This window comes from Pseudomonas sp. M5 (genome assembly GCF_016907075.1).
Taxonomy (GTDB): Bacteria; Pseudomonadota; Gammaproteobacteria; order Pseudomonadales; family Pseudomonadaceae; genus Aquipseudomonas; species Aquipseudomonas putida_E.
Window position 1 is genome coordinate 741315 of the sequence record NZ_JAFBBH010000001.1, and the last position, 17445, is coordinate 758759.

Here is a 17445-nt window from a genome sequence, read left to right on the forward strand (position 1 = left end):
CTCAGATTCACCCCGCGCGGGGCCAGTCATTTTTCATCACGGGTATCGATACTCACCACCACCGACATCCCCGGGCTCAGGCGCCTCGCCGCTGGCTGGTCGGCATCGACAGTGATCCGCACGGGTATCCGCTGGGCGATCTTGACGAAGTTGCCGGTGGCGTTGTCGGCCTGCAGCAAGGCGAACTCGGAGCCTGTGGCCGGTGAAATCTGCTGCACATGGCCCCGCAGCTTCAGGTGGTTGAGGGCGTCCACGGTGAAGGTCACCGGCTGGCCGATGCGCACATTGGCCATTTGGGTTTCCTTCATGTTGGCAATCACCCACACGGTATCGGGCACCAGCGCCATCAGTTGTGCGCCGGAGTTGACGTAGGCGCCCAGGCGGGTGCCGATCTGCCCAAGCTGGCCATCACGCGGCGCAGTGACCCGGGTGTTGTCGAGGTCGATGCGGGCCAGCTCCACGGCCGCCTTGGCGTTTTCAACCGAGGCCTCTAGCGCGGCGCGGTTGACGATGACCGTCTCGCGGTCCTGGCGGGCGATAGCCAGCGCGGCCTTGGCCTGGGCCAGGGTGGCGACGGCAGCAGCCTGGCTGGCGCGGGTGACGTCCAGGTCGCGGCGCGACACCGAGCCATCGCTGACCAGCGCCTGGTTCCGGCTGAGGTCGGCGCGGGCCTTTTCCGCCTGGGCCTTGGCATCGCCAATGGCGGCCTGGCGCTGGGCGATGGTGGCTTCGGCGCTATTGCGCTGCTGCAGGTTGTTGGCCAGCGACGCCTGCTCCTGTTGCAGTTGGGCGATGGCCTGGGCCAGGCGCTGTTTGTAGATGCGGTCGTCCAGTTGCACCAGCAAGTCGCCGGCCTTGACGAACTGGAAGTCATGCACAGGTACATCGACCACATAGCCGCTCAGTTGCGGCCCGATGATGGTGACCTGGCCGCGTACCATGGCGTTTTCGGTACTTTCTATGGCACTGCCGAACGGCGGCAGGCGCCAGGCATAGAGCACCAGCAGGATGCCGGCCAGAGCCACGCAGGCGAACATGACCGAAGACAGGATGCGCACCCGTCGCGTGCGTACCGGGCTGGTCGGTTCGCTGGGCGGTGCGGCGCCTTCCGGGGTTTCGGCAAGGGCAGTGGTGGTGGTTGTGCGGGTTTGGTCGGTCATCGGTTGGCAGTACCGCTGGTGGAGTCGGGTGAAGCGGCCTGGCGGGCTGTGTACCACAGCCAGGAACCGCGGATGCAAATCCAGATCATGGTGAGGATAGCGATGCTGCCGATCAGCATGAACACATCGTTGTAGGCCATGACGTTGGCCTCACGCGTGGCCGCGTTGGCCAATACGCGCAGCCCGGCCTCGCTGCGCAGGGCCGGGTCGGCGAGGATGCCGGCATAACCACCGCCACCGCTTTGCACGCGGGCGTTGACCAGCGGCTCGAGGTAGCTGAGGCGGTCGACCAGGTGGCTGGAATGGAATTTTTCGCGCCAGGTCTGGAAGGTACCCAGCAGCGCGGCGCCGATCAGGCCTCCGAGGTTGTTGCAGATGCCGAACAGCACCGAGAAGCTCACCAGGTTGCGCGGGTTGGCGCGCACGTGGCTGATGCCCAGGGCCATGGACGGGCCGAGGAAGAAGGTGCTGCCAAAGGCCAGCAGGAACTGGCTCAGGTACATCTGCGCCGGCCGCGTGAGGTTGCTCGAGCTGCTGTCCATGAACGCCCCGGTGGCCATGGCCAGCAACGAGATCAACAGCGGGAGCACCAGGTGGTTGGGGCTGATGGTCAGCGCGCTGCTGGCCAGGCCCGCCACCGCGCCGAGCAGCATCACCCAGTACAGCGTGCGCATCTGCTCGCTGCCCATGTTCAGCACTTGCAGAAAACCCACGGCGCCGGTGGACTGCTCGGAGGTGACCATGCGGATCAGGATCACGCACAAGCCCAGGCGGATGATGGCGCCGCTGCCCAGCCACCGCGTCATCAGCAGCGGGTTCTGGCGGTTGTGCTCGATGGCCAGGCCACTGAACACCAGGGCGATCGACGCTGCCAGGGCGACCCCGATCCATGGCGCCTCCAGCCACCACTCGATGCGCCCCAGCGACAGGGCGGCGCAGAGCAGGGCGGTGCCGCCGGCCATCAGGGTGAAGGTCAGAAAGTCCAGCGGCTCGAAGGTTTTGAAGCGGTCGCCCGGGGGCAGCTTGAGCAGCAGAACGCAACCCAGCGCGGCCAGCGCCAGGCCCAGTTCGAACAGGTACAGGCCGCGCCATTCAGCGATTTGCAGCAGGTCTTCGGAGAAAATCCGCGCCAGCGGCAGGGCCAGCTGCGAGGCACCCAGGCCCAGCACCATGGCCTTGAGGCGCCACTGCGCCGGGAACGCCTGGATCATGTAGTACAGGCCCAGCGAACTCAGCGCGGCACCCACCATGCCGTGGGCGGCCCGCACGGCGATGGCCGAGTTGAGGTCGTTGACGAACAGGTGGGCGAAGGTGACCAGTGCGTAGAGCACCAGAAACACTTCGGTGAAGGCGCGCAGGCCGAACTGCTGGCGAAACTTGACCAGCAGCAGGTTGATCGACACGTTGGTCATCACGTAGGCGGCAGGCAGCCAGGCCATTTCTGCGGTGGTTGCGCCCAAGGCACCCTGCAGAAACATCAGGTTGGCGGTGACCAGCGCATTGCCCAGGCCGCCGGTGATCGCCACCAGCAGGCCGACCACACCGAAGGCCAGGCGTTTGGCCGGGGTATGCAAGGGCGTGGAAGGGGAACCGGGCAGGCTCGGCTTTTCGTGCGGGAGCCACTGGTGAGGGGTGTATTTATCCATGGCGCAGACTGTACCCACAGGCCCTACGGCCAGCAAGCCGGCTCACTGGGTTTGCGCTGAGCTTGAGAGCAGCGGGGTACTTGTGGGCCGGCTTGCCGGCGATAGGGCCAGTACAGGCGCTATAGGGCTCTGGCCAGAAACTCGGCTGTGCGGCTTTCACCGCACCCCGCAACATCCCGAGGCGTACCACTCACCACCACCGTGCCCCCCGCATCCCCAGCCCCCGGCCCAATGTCGATCACCCAGTCGCTCTGCGCTACTACGCGCATGTCATGCTCGACCACCACCACACTGTGCCCGCCGTCGACCAGGCGGTTGAGCTGCACCAGCAAGCGGTCGATGTCCTGCGGGTGCAGCCCGTTGGTGGGTTCATCCAGCACATACAGCGTGGCGCCGCGGGCGGTGCGCTGCAGTTCGGTGGCCAGCTTGATCCGCTGCGCCTCGCCGCCGGACAGCTCGGTGGCCGGCTGGCCCAGGCGCAGGTAGCCCAGGCCGATGTCCTGCAGCACCTGCAGGCAGCGCCGGGCGGGGGGCTGTTCGGCAAACACTTCAAGCGCCTGGTCGACGGTCAATTGCAGCACCTGGGCGATGGTCATGCCTTGCCATGTCACGGTCAGCGTCTGTGGGTTGTAGCGTGCGCCGTGGCAGGTCGGGCAGGGCGCATAGACGCTGGGCATGAACAGCAGCTCGACACTGACGAAGCCTTCGCCCTCGCAGGTCGCGCAGCGGCCCTTGGCGACGTTGAACGAGAAGCGCCCGGCATCGAAGCCAAGGGCCTTGGCCTGCTCGGTAGCGGCGAACAGTTTGCGCACATGGTCGAACAGCCCGGTGTAGGTGGCCAGGTTGGAACGTGGCGTGCGGCCGATGGGTTTCTGGTCGACCTGCACCAGCCGCTTGATGCACTCCAGCCCCGCGCTCACGCGCCCGCTGCTGGGCTGCTCGGGCGCGTCTTCAAGGCTCTGTTCCTCGGCCTCGGCCGGCTGTGCGGCATGGCCCAGGTGTGCACTCACCAGCTCCAGCAAGGCCTGGCTGACCAGGCTCGACTTGCCCGAGCCGGAAACGCCAGTGACCGCGGTGAAGCAGCCCAGCGGAAACTGCGCACTGAGCTCACGCAGGTTGTTGCGGGTAATGCCTTCAAGCCGCAACCAGGCTTGCGCCGGGCGCGGCGTGCGGCTGGCCGGCTGTTGACCGGCGAACAGGTAGGCGCCGGTGCGCGACGCCGCAACCTGTGCAAGGCCCGGTGGCGGGCCGCTGTAAAGCACCTGGCCGCCGTGTTCACCCGCCGCAGGGCCGACATCTATCAGCCAGTCGGCCCTGCGCATGGTGTCCAGGTCGTGCTCCACCACATACACCGAGTTGCCCGCCTGTTTTAGCCGCTGCAGCGCCTCGAACAGCGCCTCGCTGTCGGCCGGATGCAGCCCGGCCGACGGCTCGTCGAGCACATAGATGACGCCAAACAGCTGCGAGTTGAGCTGGGTGGCCAGGCGCAGGCGCTGCAGTTCGCCGGAAGAAAGCGTCGGTGTGCTGCGCTCCAGGGCCAGGTAGCCGAGCCCCAGGTCGATCAGCGGCGCGATGCGCTCCAGCAACTCGTGGGCGATGCGCTGTGCGGCCAGGCGTTTTTCCAGCGTCAGGGTGTCTTCATGCTGCTCCAGGTAACCGGGTGCCGCCACTGTGCGCAACACCTCGGCCAGTGCCTGCAGCGGCAGGCGCGACAGCTCGCCGATGTCGCGGCCGGCGAAGGTGACTGCCAGCGCTTCACGCTTCAGGCGTTTGCCCTGGCACAGCGGGCAAGGGCTGGGGCGCATGAACTGGGAGACGCGTTTGCGCATCTGCGCACTCTGCGAATGCATGAACGTGTGCATCACATAGCGCCGGGCACCGCTGAAGGTGCCCTGGTAGCTGGGTTCGAGCTTGCGCTTGAGCGCGGCGCGGGTCTGCGCCGGGGTGAGGCCGGCATACACCGGTACGGTGGGTGTCTCGTCGGTGTAGAGGATCCAGTCGCGTTGCTCTTGAGGCAATTCACGCCAGGGGATGTCGACGTCGTAGCCCAGGGTCACGAGAATGTCGCGCAGGTTCTGCCCCTGCCAGGCCATTGGCCAGGCTGCCACCGCCCTTTCACGTATGGTTAGCGACGGGTCGGGGACCATGGTCGCCTCGGTCACCTCATAGACCCGGCCCAGGCCATGGCATTCGGGGCAGGCGCCCTGGGGCGTGTTGGGCGAAAAGTCCTCTGCATACAGCATCGGCTGGCCCGCCGGGTAGCTGCCGGCGCGGGAGTAGAGCATGCGGATCGAACTGGACAGGGTGGTGACGCTACCCACCGACGAGCGTGCACTAGGGGTACCGCGTTGCTGCTGCAGGGCCACGGCTGGCGGCAGGCCCTCGATGGCGTCGACATCCGGCACGCCGACCTGGTCGATCAGGCGCCGGGCATAGGGCGCGACCGATTCGAAGTAGCGGCGCTGGGCTTCGGCGTAGAGGGTGGAGAAGGCCAGCGAGGACTTGCCTGAGCCAGAGACGCCGGTGAATACCACCAAGGCGTCGCGGGGGATGTCGACGTCGATGTTCTTGAGGTTATGCTCACGGGCGCCACGTACGCGGATGAAGCCTGGCGGGGTGGGGTGGCGTGGTGGCATGGGGCGGTCCTTGGCAACGGTTAAAAGCTCAAGTTAACAGGATTTCCATTGGCAAGGGCGTACGTGCTTTTGTTTGTGGAGTGGGCGCTTCTGGGTAGACTGTACCTTTTTAAGAGGCAGCCCCCCGCGCATAACGCTATTGCACTCTCGGTTGGCTCGCCGCATCGGTTTCACATCCATCAGTATCGCCGTTGTGGGCGTGCTGTTCTCACTGTATGTGGCGCTCGACTCAGGCGGCCACGACGCCCCCATGTTCATTGGCAGCTCCTCCATCATGTGGGCTTTGACGTTCCTTTGGCTCACCAACGTGATCACCTTGGTACTGAACGCCGTGGTATGGCTTTTTGGGCGCCGCCCCAGATGGCTCTGTTGGACCTTGGGGGGTCAAATGCTGTGCACGATCGGGCTGCTGTTCGTGGAAGGGTGATTGCTACAGGCGTTTGAGGCTGCTCGTCACGGTGTCCCAGAACTGAAGGGCTTGCGGGTCGCTGCGATACCCAGGACCACCGTCCACTGCATTCAGCTCCAAACGTCCTCACCGGTGCTCACGGTCAGGTCCTTGCCGCTGTGCAGGTGGGTGTCCTGCGGGGTGGCGGTGGCGATGTCGGCCGGGGAGGAGGCGACCAGCAGCGGCTTCTGGTAACCCGGGGTCTTGCCCCGGATTTTGTTATCGTTTTGAGTTTTAATGTCAAAAGCGTGTTGCTAAACGGAGTTGGTTATATGGAAGGCCTGATTGCGCTTAGGCATATGATTCAAAGCAATGGTTATTTTGAATCAGTTGTCGCGGGTGTCGAGAGTTGGGAGGTTATTCTCGGGAAGCGAGATCAGCCACCCTTTGATAAATGTTGGATTGATGCATTTAATGCGGTGCAAGGATTGAATTATCAGGATCCTGATGATGAGGCTGCTATCTCTGCCTTGAGGGAGTTCGCATTTAAACAGACGTATCGTGTCACCAGGATCCCGAAGTAGCAGCATAACTGGGCTTATCCCAGGCAAGGCTATCGGTGCGTGCCAAGCCGCAATAAGTGGAAAAGGAGATTTCAAATGCCTGCAAGGACGAGCAAACGTACGAAAAAAGCGCAGCACCCCGGCGGTGAAGTCCATGACCACCTTGTAGAACTGGACTTTTGGGTGAAGTGTGCCTACCTGTTTACCCCGGCGTTCCTGGCGCTTTTTGGCGGCCTGGATGCCGCAGGGATAGCCGTATTCATTTATCCCCTGATCAGCATCACGTACTTCATCATTCGCTACCGTTTTCTGAAAAGCGTGCCGCCTGAGCGGCTGGTACATGTAGTGCCTTGGAGCCATATTTATGAAGGGCGCAGGATTTCTGGGTTCATTCTGATCGCTTCTGTACTAGCGTGTGGGTACGCGCTGTATAATCACGTTTGGTAGATAAGTTCCCCACGTAAGATCACGTTGGATTGTACTCCTTTGGTGCCATAATCGGGCCATTTGAGAGCCCATGATCACCCCATCGCCTTATCGAACTGGCCCATCACTTGGCTTTGTATGAAAACTCCTGAAGGCGCTGACAAGCCAGCTCCAACGGTGGCAGCGATACACAACTTTTCGTACGGAGCCAAGTTGTCCTCGATGGGCGAGCCCGCCGCTTGCTGACCTACCGCTGCATCCCCAACTCGGCATCATCCAGCAGCGCCTTGGCCAACGCGCTCAGGTAATAGGACGCCCAGATCAGTTGCGGGTTTTCTTCCATCAACCCGGTGATGGTCAGGTCGCGCACACACCCCATCAGCTCCGAGGCTTGCTCCCGGGCGTCTTGGCAGGGGATGCCCGGGGCGATGCAGAACAGGGATTGGGTTTGGCCCTCTGCCTGGTAGAACATGGTTTTGCCGGGTGTGGTGTATTCGTTTGTGTCGTCTTTTGGCATTGGTCGGCTCCCTGAAAATGCGGGTGCCTGGGCTGGCCCTTTCGCCGGCAAGCCGGGCCCACACGGGTTCACCGAGCGCCTAAGGGTCGTCTACAACCTCAGGGGCGGCGCCGTGCGAGTGGTTAGCCTTTGAAAGAGCCAGGCCAGGCCTGACATGATGCGACTTAGTGCAGCGTTCTCGGCTCTGTCGGCATTTGCACTTGCGCCAAGGCCACCTCAAGCAATTTGCGCAAGGTTTCGAGCTCGTGCATGGAGGTCATGATCAACAAGGAGGAGGGCGATTTGGGTTGCATCATCATCGCCTGCTGGGCAACGGCTTCTGCGCAAAGTGCGTAGTCCGCAGCCATCATGAGTGTGTCTTCCAGGGAGTGGGAAGTGTGGGGTGGATCGGGGACTATCTTCAGCATAAAACCCTCTCAGTGCCTGTAGGGCTGCCGCTAATCCGCTGTCAAACGGAAAGGGTGGCAGCTGTTCGTGGGTTGACAGACCGAGGGCACTGAGAATCCCGGCGCACACAGAGGTGCCCCACGTACAGCTGCCATAACAGGCATTGCACATGCTCTCAGTGACTCACGGTCTGTCAAAACCGTATCGCCGATTGGCAGCGACCGGCCGAGACTATGGCCCACGTTTAGCGCGTGCAACGAAAAACAGGCGTCGGCAGTATCTTTGGGAAACGGACTACAAGAAAGGGAATTAATCTGATTTTTTCAGCCGGTTTCTGTAGGAAAACATCCCCGCCCATGTGATGTTCCACCACGTGAAACTACATTCAATTGTGCTCCCGCCCCACTCGCGCTTATCTGTCCGCAACCACGACCTGCCTAAACCGTCGTGATCTCAAAGCGAACAACAAGAACGGGACCCACCCGCGCGAGGAGATTCCACATGCAGCAACACCAGCACATCCTGGCCTGGCTGAACGACGTGGCTAGCGACCTGCACGCCATCCGCCACGATATCCACGCCCACCCCGAACTCGGTTTCGAAGAAAGCCGCACCGCGGCCCTGGTCGCGCAACTGCTCAAAGACTGGGGCTACGAAGTGCACACCGGCATCGGCAAAACCGGTGTGGTCGGCGTGCTGCGCAATGGCAGCAGCCCACGCAAACTGGGCCTGCGTGCCGACATGGACGCGCTGCCCATCGTAGAAGCCACCGGCGCTGAATACACCAGCCGCCACCAGGGCTGCATGCACGCCTGCGGCCACGACGGGCACACCACCATGCTGCTGGGCGCGGCACGCTACTTGGCGGCCACGCGCCAGTTCGATGGCACGCTGACGCTGATCTTCCAGCCGGCCGAGGAAGGCCAGGGCGGCGCCGAGGCGATGCTGGCCGATGGGCTGCTGGAGCGCTTCCCGTGTGACGCCCTGTTCGGCATGCACAACATGCCGGGGTTGCCGGCGGGGCACCTGGGCTTTCGAGAAGGGCCGATGATGGCTTCGCAGGACCTGCTCACCGTGACCATCGAAGGCGTCGGCGGGCATGGCTCCATGCCCCACCTGACGGTCGACCCGTTGGTGGCCGCAGCCAGTGTGGTGATGGCCCTGCAAACCGTGGTGGCGCGCAATATCGATGCGCAGGAGGCGGCCGTGGTAACGGTGGGCGCACTGCAGGCAGGCGAGGCGGCCAACGTGATCCCGCAGCAGGCGTTGCTGCGTTTGAGCTTGCGTGCGCTGAACGCCGAGGTGCGCGCGCAGACCCTGGAGCGGGTGCAGGCGATCATCCTCAGCCAGGCCCAAAGTTACGGCTGCACCGCCAGCATCGAACACCGCCCGGCGTACCCGGTGCTGGTCAACCACGCCGACGAAAACGCCTTTGCCCACCAGGTCGGCGTCGAGCTGCTCGGCGCCGAGGCGGTGGACGGCAACACCCGCAAGCTGATGGGCAGCGAAGACTTCGCCTGGATGCTACAGCGCTGCCCCGGGGCCTACCTGTTCATCGGCAACGGCGTGCAGCGGCCGATGGTGCACAACCCTGCCTACGACTTCAACGACGACATCCTGCTGACCGGCGCCGCCTACTGGGGCGCCCTGACCGAGCGCTGGCTCAACTAGGGAAGCTTCAAGCTGCAGCCCGCCGCCGTTTCTGGCCAACAGATTGATGGAGTGTTCCGCATGCAGACTTCACACACAGGCGCGTCGCGTACCCGGCAAGTGGTCGCGGCGGTCATCGGTAATGCCCTGGAGTGGTATGACTTTATCGTGTACGGCTTTCTGGCCAGCATCATCGCCCGCCAGTTCTTCCCCTCCGACGACGAGTACGCCTCGCTGCTGATGGCCTTGGCCACCTTCGGCGTGGGCTTTTTCATGCGGCCGGTGGGCGGCGTGCTGCTGGGCATCTATTCCGATCGCAAGGGGCGCAAGGCGGCGATGCAACTGATCATCCGCCTGATGACGGTGTCCATCGCCATGATCGCCTTTGCCCCCAGCTACCTGGCCATTGGCATGGGCGCGCCGCTGTTGATCGTGGTGGCGCGCATGCTGCAGGGCTTTGCCACGGGCGGTGAGTACGCCAGTGCCACGGCGTTTCTGGTGGAAAGCGCACCGGCCCACCGCAAGGGGCTGTATGGCTCGTGGCAGCTGGTGGGGCAGTGCCTGGCGGTGTTCAGCGGGGCGGGGATGGTCGCGCTGGTGACCCACCTGTGCACGCCTGAGGCGCTGGACAGCTGGGGCTGGCGGATTCCGTTCGTGATCGGATTGCTGATCGGCCCGGTGGGGCTGTGGATTCGCAAACACATGGAAGAACCCGAGGAATTTCTGGAGGCGCGCAAGCAGGCCAAGGGCCAGGCGCCCAGCCTGTGGCAGGTGCTGCGGGAGCATCGGCGCAGCCTTTTGGTCTCGATGGGCTTGGCCTGTGGTGCGACGGTGTCGTTTTACGTAGTGCTGGTGAACATGCCCACCTTCGCCCACAAAAACCTTGGCCTGCCACTGGACCAGGTGCTGCTGGTGCAGATGCTGGCCGTGGGCCTGATGACCGTGGTCATCCCCCTGGCCGGAGCGCTGTCGGACCGGCTTGGCCGGCGGCCGGTGCTGATGGCCTTTACCCTGGCATTTTTCGTAATGGTGTACCCGCTGTACGTGTGGGTGGCCGCAGCGCCGTCGATCGAGCGCCTGCTGGTGATGCAACTGCTGCTGTGTACCGCCATTGGCGGCTTCTTCGGCCCGGCGCCAACCGCCCTGGCCGAGCAGTTCCCGATCGAGGTGCGTTCCACCGGCGTGTCGGTGGCCTATAACGTGGCGGTGATGGTGTTCGGCGGCTTTGCCCCGTTGATTGTGACTTGGCTGAGCAAGGTGCTCGGCACCCCGGTGGCGCCGTCGTTCTATGTGCTGTTCGCCTGCCTGTTGACGCTGCTGAGCACCTATTGCCTAAAAGAAGCACCCCGCGATGGCAAGGCTGTCGCTTTCAACCTTGGAGTTAAACCGTGAACCCGTTAGCCATCGACCCGATCGTCGCCCTCGATGCCCAGGCGCTGTCCGAGGCGATCCACGTGCGCCAGTTGTCGTGCCGTGAAGTGATGCAGGCCTACCTGGGCCATATCGAGCGCTTCAACCCGCAGGTCAATGCGCTGGTGTCGCTGCGCGAGGGCGCGGTGCTGCTGGCCGAGGCTGAGGTGCGCGACCGCGAGCTGGCCGCCGGCCAGTCGCGTGGCTGGATGCATGGCATGCCGCAGGCAGTCAAAGACCTGGCGGCCACGGCGGGGCTGCGCACGACGCTGGGCTCGCCGCTGTTTGCCGAGCAGGTGCCGGCGCATGACGCCATCAGCGTGGCGCGGGTGCGGGCCAACGGGGCGATCATTGTCGGCAAAAGCAATGTGCCGGAATTCGGCTTGGGCTCGCAGAGCTACAACACGCTGTTCGGCACCACCACCAATGCCTACGACCACAGCCGTGTGGCAGGCGGCAGCAGTGGCGGCGCCGCAGCGGCGTTGGCCATGCGCCTGCTGCCGGTGGCCGATGGCAGCGACATGATGGGCTCGCTGCGTAACCCGGCAGCGTTCAACAACGTGTTCGGCCTGCGCCCCTCGCAAGGGCGGGTGCCATACGGGCCAACGCCGGAGCTGTTCGTGCAGCAGCTGGCCACCGAGGGGCCGATGGGGCGCACGGTGACGGACGTGGCGCGGTTGCTGTCGGTGCAGGCCGGGCACGACCCGCGCGCGCCCCTGTCGCTCAGTGACGGCCCACGTGACTTTGCCGCCGGGTTGCAGCGCGATTTCAAGGGTGTACGGGTTGGCTGGCTGGGCAACTTTGACGGCTACCTGCCGATGGACGAGGGGGTGATGGGCCTGTGCCAGGCGGCGCTGGCAGACTTCGCCGAGCTGGGCTGCGAGGTCGAGGCGTGCCAGCCGGGGTTCGACCTGGGGCGTTTATGGCAATGCTGGCTCACCCATCGCCACTTCCTGGTGCACGGCAACCTGGGCGCGGCGTATGCCGACCCGGGCAAACGCGCAATGCTCAAGCCTGAGGCGCAGTGGGAGGTGGAGGGCGGCCTGCGCCTGACCGCAGCGGACGTTTACCAGGCCTCGCTGGACCGCAGCGCGTGGTACCAGGCGCTGGGTAAATTGTTCGAGCGTTACGATTATTTGCTGTTGCCGGCTGCCCAGGTGTTCCCTTTCGACGCAGCCGAGCCGTGGCCGAAGGTGGTTGGCGGGCAGGCCATGGACACCTACCACCGCTGGATGGAGGTGGTGATTGGCCCGACCTTGGCCGGCCTGCCGAGCATGAGCGTGCCGGTGGGTTTCAACGCCGCCGGCCTGCCGATGGGCCTGCAGATCATAGGCCCGGCCCAGGCCGATCACGCCGTGCTGCAACTGGCCTATGCCCATGAACAACTGACGCGCTGGGTAGCGCGGCGGCCGCCTGGGTGTTTGCAGGCGCGCTGAAAGCCCTGGGCAGGCCCGTATCTTGCTGGGCATGATGACCATCCACGCACAGACAGGGAGGTCGAACCCATGGGTATTACCGCAGACAGCGGTGGCGTGCGCTCGGTGGAGCGGGCACTGGCGATCGTCGAACTGCTTGGCGAGCACCAGGCGCTGGGGCTCGAAGAGCTGCACTACCTGACGGCACTGCCCAAGGCCACGGTATCGCGCATGCTTGCCACCTTGCAGGAACAGGGTTGGGTTTACCGTGGCCTGAGCGACCGCCGTTACCGCTTGTGTGCCCGGCGCCTGTTTGGCGACCGCCAGCTGCGCTTGAAGCGCCAACTGGTGGAACGCGCGGCGCCGCTGCTGCTGGAGCTTTGCGAGCGCACCGGGTTGGTGGCGGACCTTTCTTCTTTCGACGGCGAGCGGCTGGAGGTGATGGAAAGCGCCATTCCGCAGGTGCTGCGCAAGCGCTACCCGCACAACTGCCAGCTCGTCGGGCAGCATGCCAGCTTGTTTCACTCGGCCATGGGCCGGGCGTGCCTGAAGGAGCTGGCGCCGGCTGAGGTGCAGCGCCTGGCGACGCATGAGCGGGTGGGCGATGAAGCACTGTTGCGCGATATCGAGGCCGATGGGCACAAAGGCTTTGGCCAGCGCACCGAAGGGTTTTGGGAATACCCCGTGCGCTTGCCTTTCCTGATCCGGGCGATTGCCTTACCGGTGCGGGTGGAGGGGCGGCTGGCGGGCAGCATTGCGCTGCACTGGCCGCTGGACCAGGCACCGGTGGAGCGGGTGCTGAGCTTGCACCTGAACAGCTTGGCGGCGACGGTGGGGCAGGTGCAGCACGCATTGGTGAACTGAGGCGGCTGTACCGGCCTCATCGCCGGCAAGCCGGCTCCCACCGGGAGCCCACTGCACTCGATAGCGGTCTGTAGGAGCCGGCTTGCCGGCGATGAGGCCAGTGAAAACAGCACAAGCCATTTGCCCCAAAGCGGCGTTTGCAGCTATGCCTACAGTCTGACCCGGCAAATAAGGCCCGCCAAATGTTGGTCGTCGAAAACCTGTGCAAGTCGTTCGCCACTGCCCAAGGCCCGCTGGAGGTACTGCGCGGGGTGGACCTGACGCTGGCACGCGGCAGCAGCCTGGCCCTGATGGGCGAATCCGGCAGCGGCAAGAGCACCTTGCTGCACCTGCTGGCGGGGCTGGACCGCGCCGACAGCGGGCGCATCCTGATCGATGGCCAACCCCTGGACAACCGCGGCGAAGCTGCCTTGGCACGTTGGCGGCGCGAGGGCATCGGCCTGGTGTTCCAGCAGTACAACCTCATCAGCAGCCTGGACGTGGCAGCCAACCTGGCCTTCCAGGCGCGCCTGGCGGGTCGCCATGACCCGGTCTGGGTGACGCACCTGGCCACCCGGTTGGGGCTGGTCCCGTTGCTGCAACGCTACCCGGAGCAACTGTCTGGCGGGCAGCAGCAGCGCGTTGCCATCGGCCGCGCGCTGGCCAGCAGGCCCTTGCTGCTGCTGGCCGACGAACCCACCGGCAGCCTTGACGAGGCCAGCAGCGACGAGGTGTTGGCGCTGCTGCTGCAGCTGGTGCACGAGGCGGGTAGCAGCGTGCTGATGGTGACCCACAGCCAGCGCCTGGCCGCCATGCTGCAGCGCCGCTGCGTGCTGCAGATGGGCCGGGTGCAGGGGTGATGAACAGCTCGCGGATCACCGTGCAGGCCCTGTGCAGCCATTGGTGGCGTCACCGGCTGCAGTGCATCAGCATCTTCACCGGTTTGTGGCTGGCCACGGCCCTGTGGACCGGCGTTCAGGCGCTCAACACCCAGGCGCGCAACGACTACGCACAAGCCAGTGCGGTGCTCGCCGGGCCTGCCCGCCCGCAACTGGTGGCACGCTCGGGGCAGCGCTTCGACCAGGCGCTGTATGTGCAATTGCGCAGGCTGGGCTGGCCAGTGACGCCGGTGCTGGAAGGGCGCTTGCGGCTGGCTGCAGCGCCGCAGGTTGCGCTGCGCCTGGTCGGGATCGAGCCGCTTGGCCTGTTGCCGGGCATGGCCGTTGCCGGTGCCGATGTGCAGGATTTTGACCTGCAGGCGTTCGTGGGTACGCCGGGGCAAGCGTGGGTGGGCCCGGACACGCTGCGCCAGCTGGGGCGCCAACCCGGCGAGCAGCTGACCACGGTGGACGGGCAAGTATTGCCGCCGCTTACCCTGCATGCGCAGCTGGCACCGGGTGTGGTGGTGGTCGACATCGGCCAGGCGCAGGCCTTGCTCAATGCCCCCGGGCAATTGTCGTGGCTGCTCAGCGACAGTGACCAGCCACTGCCGAGCGACATTGCGGCGAGGCTGAAGCTGCAGCCGCCCGGGGATGATGCCGACCTGCAGCGGCTGACCGCCAGCTTTCACCTGAACCTCACCGCCCTCGGCCTGCTGGCCTTCGTGGTGGGGCTGTTCATTGCCCATGCGGCCATTGGCCTGGCGCTGGAACAGCGGCGCGGGTTGATCCGCACCTTGCGCGCTTGCGGCGTGAGCTTGCAGGTGCTGCTGGCAGCCCTTGCCCTGGAGCTGGGGTTGTTTGCCGTGCTGGGCGGCGTGGCAGGCGTGGCTGCAGGTTACCTGCTGGCCGCACTGATGCTGCCTGATTTCGCCTCCAGCCTGCGCGGGCTTTATGGCGCCCAGGTGGCGGGGGAGTTGCACTTGCCGGCCACCTGGTGGCTGGCAGGCATTGCCGTCAGCCTGTTGGGCGCGTTGCTGGCGGGGCTCGACAGCCTGCTGCGTGCCGCGCGCCTGCCATTGCTGGCCTTGGCGCAGCCGCAAGCCTGGCGCCTGGCGCAAGTGCCGTGGTTGCGGCGCCAGGGTGTCGCCGGCGGCGTGCTGCTGATGGTGGCGGCGGGCTGCGGCTACCTGGGCAATGGGCTGCCCAGTGCATTCGGCATGCTGGCGGCTTTGCTGCTGGCGGCGGCGCTGGTGTTGCCGGGGTTGCTGGCGCTCTTGCTCGGCGGCCTGGCGCGGGTGTGCCAGCGCCCGCTGGCGCAGTGGTTCGTTGCCGACAGCCGCCAGCAACTGCCGGCCTTGAGCCTGGCGTTGATGGCGCTGTTGCTGGCCTTGGCCGCCAGTGTCGGGGTTGGCGGCATGACCGAAGGCTTTCGCCGCACCTTCATCGGCTGGCTGGACCAGCGCCTGGCCGCCGATGTGTACGTCACGCCCCGCGACAGCGCGCAGGCGCAGCAGATCTACGCGCGCTTGCTGGCAGACCGTACCGACAGCGCGGTGCTGCCCAGCTGGCGGGTGGACTGGCGCCTGCAGCAGTGGCCGGTGCAGGTACAGGGGGTGGATGATCACCCGTTCTACCGCCAGCACTGGCCACTGCTGCAGCAGGCTCCGGGCGCCTGGCAGGCGCTGGCCGCCGGCCGTGGTGCAATGCTCAGCGAGCAACTTGCCCGGCGCCTTGGCCTGGCTGTAGGGCAGACGCTTCAGTTGCCTGGCGAGCCGCCCCAGGCCATGACCGTGGTGGGCGTTTATGCCGACTATGGCAACCCCAAGGGCCATGTGCTGGTAAACGCCGGCTGGTTGCGTAGCCATGCACCAGCGGCCAGCCTCGCGGGTTTCAGCCTGCTGGTGCGGCCTGAACGGGTGGCTGCGCTGAAGGATGAACTGCAACGGCGCTATGCCCTGGATGACAATCAGGTGGTGGAGCAGGCCCGCCTCAAAGCCTGGTCCAGCGAGGTGTTCAGCCGCACCTTCGCGGTCACGGCGGCATTGAACAGTCTGACCCTGGGGGTTGCCGGCGTGGCGTTGTTCATCAGCCAGCTGACCTTGAGCCAGCGCCGCCTGGGGCAGTTGGCGCCGTTGTGGGCCTTGGGTGTACCACGGCGCTGGCTGGCCTGGCTGAGCCTGGGGCAAACGCTGATGCTCAGCTGCTTCACCGTGCTGCTGGCGATCCCCTTGGGCCTGCTGCTGGCCTGGTGCCTGGTGGCGGTGGTGAATGTGCAAGCGTTCGGCTGGCGTCTGCCTTGGCATGTATTTACCGGGCAACTGGTGCAGCTGGCCGTGCTGGGCCTGTTGACCAGCCTGCTGGTCAGTGCCTGGCCGTTGTGGCAACTGGCACGCAGCCAGCCAGGCGCGCTGTTGAGGCAATTTGCCGATGAAAGCTGAAACCTTGCTATTGATGGCCTGCCTGCTGCTGGCAGGGTGCGACCCGCCTGCACCAGAACCCAAGAGTTATGCGGGCCTGGGCGACGATGCGGCGGCGTTCAGGCAGGTGATACCGGGGCATGCGCTGGTATTCCCACGGGACCATGGCGCGCATGGGGGCTTTCGTATCGAATGGTGGTACGTCACCGCCAACCTGCGCGATGCCCAGGGCCGGGACTGGGGTGTGCAATGGACGTTGTTCCGCTCCGCCTTGCGGCCTGGGCCTGAGACCTGGAACTGGAACAGCCCCAACCTGTGGATGGGCCACGCCGCGCTGACCGGCCCGGGCGGCCACCAGGTCAGTGAAACGCTCGCGCGCGGTGGGGTTGGCCAGGCGGGCGTCGAGGCACAACCGTTCCGGGCGTGGATCAACGACTGGTCGTTGCAGGGCAAACCCGGTGTCGACCGCCTGCAGATGCGGGCCAGGGGCCAAGGGTTTGGCTATGACCTGGCCCTCACCAGCGATCAGCCGCTGCTGCTGCACGGTGTTCAGGGTTACAGCGAAAAATCCGGCAAGGGCCAGGCGTCGTACTACTACAGCCAGCCGTTCTATAGGGTCAGTGGCGAGGTCGAGCGAGAGGGGCAGCGGGTCGCCGTCACAGGGCAGGCCTGGCTTGACCGGGAATGGAGCAGCCAGCCGCTGGCCGCCGGGCAAAGTGGCTGGGACTGGTTTTCGCTGCACCTGGGCACGGGCGCCAAGCTGATGCTGTTCCAGGTGCGCGAGGATCAGGGGCCGCCTTACCGCGCGGGCACCTGGGTCGATGCCCAAGGGCAGGCGCGTGCGCTGCAGGGCGGGCAGATCGAGCTGACACCGCTGGCCTGGACGCGGCAGAACAATGGCAAAAAGGTGCCCACCCGTTGGCGGGTCAAGGTGCCAGCGGTGCAGGTGGATGTAGAGGTGGATGCGCTGGAGCCCAAGGCCTGGATGGGCACACGCTTCCCTTACTGGGAGGGCCCGGTGCGAGTGGGTGAGCAGGGGCGTGGGTATCTGGAAATGACGGGCTATTGAGGTACTGCACCTGCCTGGGTGCAGTACCTGTGCGGGC

15 protein-coding genes are annotated in these 17445 nt (G+C 65.2%); 9 read left to right on the forward strand and 6 right to left on the reverse strand.

Features of this window, described 5'->3' with window-relative positions:
- Positions 1-26: 26 nt before the first annotated feature.
- From JOE27_RS03485 to JOE27_RS03500, 4 genes are all read right to left on the reverse strand, one after another.
- Entirely contained in the window at positions 27-1160 is a 1134-nt protein-coding gene (locus JOE27_RS03485) for an HlyD family secretion protein (RefSeq protein ID WP_204917876.1), read from the reverse strand.
- Entirely contained in the window at positions 1157-2806 is a 1650-nt protein-coding gene (locus JOE27_RS03490; RefSeq protein WP_204917879.1) for an MFS transporter, read from the reverse strand. The genes JOE27_RS03485 and JOE27_RS03490 overlap by 4 nt, the downstream gene beginning before the upstream one ends.
- Positions 2807-2925: 119 nt before the next feature.
- Positions 2926-5442 carry an excinuclease ABC subunit UvrA gene (uvrA, locus tag JOE27_RS03495; protein ID WP_204917881.1) on the reverse strand — a complete coding sequence of 839 codons (2517 nt, stop codon included), beginning with the start codon at positions 5440-5442 and terminating at the stop codon, positions 2926-2928.
- 519 nt (positions 5443-5961) lie between these two features.
- On the reverse strand, positions 5962-6045 hold the full coding sequence (locus JOE27_RS03500; protein ID WP_237858969.1) for a DUF2345 domain-containing protein: 84 nt from the start codon (positions 6043-6045) through the stop codon (positions 5962-5964).
- Here JOE27_RS03500 and JOE27_RS24970 point away from each other — a divergent pair.
- Both JOE27_RS24970 and JOE27_RS03505 read left to right on the forward strand, forming a co-directional pair.
- Entirely contained in the window at positions 6010-6414 is a 405-nt protein-coding gene (locus JOE27_RS24970; protein WP_237858347.1) for a hypothetical protein, read from the forward strand. The two genes, JOE27_RS03500 and JOE27_RS24970, sit on opposite strands and share 36 nt — an antisense overlap.
- Positions 6415-6489: 75 nt before the next feature.
- Positions 6490-6840, forward strand: coding sequence for a hypothetical protein (locus tag JOE27_RS03505; protein WP_204917883.1), 351 nt, complete (start codon positions 6490-6492; stop codon positions 6838-6840).
- Positions 6841-7066: 226 nt separating this feature from the next.
- Here JOE27_RS03505 and JOE27_RS03510 read toward each other — a convergent pair whose 3' ends face one another.
- Entirely contained in the window at positions 7067-7336 is a 270-nt protein-coding gene (locus JOE27_RS03510; RefSeq protein WP_204917885.1) for a DUF3077 domain-containing protein, read from the reverse strand.
- 164 nt (positions 7337-7500) lie between these two features.
- Positions 7501-7743 (reverse strand): hypothetical protein, encoded by a 243-nt coding sequence (locus JOE27_RS03515; RefSeq protein WP_115274965.1) that lies wholly within the window; start codon positions 7741-7743, stop codon positions 7501-7503.
- A 481-nt stretch (positions 7744-8224) separates the two neighbouring features.
- Between JOE27_RS03515 and JOE27_RS03520 the strand changes: the two genes are divergently transcribed.
- The 7 genes from JOE27_RS03520 to JOE27_RS03550 all read left to right on the forward strand — a co-directional run bounded on the left by JOE27_RS03520 (position 8225) and on the right by JOE27_RS03550 (position 17408).
- Positions 8225-9394: a M20 aminoacylase family protein gene (locus JOE27_RS03520; RefSeq protein WP_115274964.1), complete on the forward strand. Its 1170-nt coding sequence runs from the start codon at positions 8225-8227 to the stop codon at positions 9392-9394.
- Between the two features lie 60 nt (positions 9395-9454).
- Entirely contained in the window at positions 9455-10765 is a 1311-nt protein-coding gene (locus JOE27_RS03525) for a citrate-proton symporter (protein WP_204917887.1), read from the forward strand.
- Positions 10762-12219: an amidase gene (locus JOE27_RS03530; RefSeq protein WP_204917889.1), complete on the forward strand. Its 1458-nt coding sequence runs from the start codon at positions 10762-10764 to the stop codon at positions 12217-12219. Before JOE27_RS03525 ends, JOE27_RS03530 begins: the two co-directional genes overlap by 4 nt.
- A 69-nt stretch (positions 12220-12288) precedes the next feature.
- Entirely contained in the window at positions 12289-13062 is a 774-nt protein-coding gene (locus JOE27_RS03535) for a helix-turn-helix domain-containing protein (RefSeq protein WP_115274961.1), read from the forward strand.
- Positions 13063-13244: 182 nt separating this feature from the next.
- Positions 13245-13901, forward strand: a complete 657-nt coding sequence (locus JOE27_RS03540; RefSeq protein WP_115274960.1) for an ABC transporter ATP-binding protein — start codon at positions 13245-13247, stop codon at positions 13899-13901.
- Positions 13901-16360, forward strand: a complete 2460-nt coding sequence (locus JOE27_RS03545) for an ABC transporter permease (protein WP_204917892.1) — start codon at positions 13901-13903, stop codon at positions 16358-16360. Before JOE27_RS03540 ends, JOE27_RS03545 begins: the two co-directional genes overlap by 1 nt.
- A complete protein-coding gene (locus JOE27_RS03550) occupies positions 16350-17408 on the forward strand; it encodes a lipocalin-like domain-containing protein (protein ID WP_204917894.1) in 1059 nt (352 codons plus the stop codon). Before JOE27_RS03545 ends, JOE27_RS03550 begins: the two co-directional genes overlap by 11 nt.
- Positions 17409-17445 lie beyond the last annotated feature (37 nt).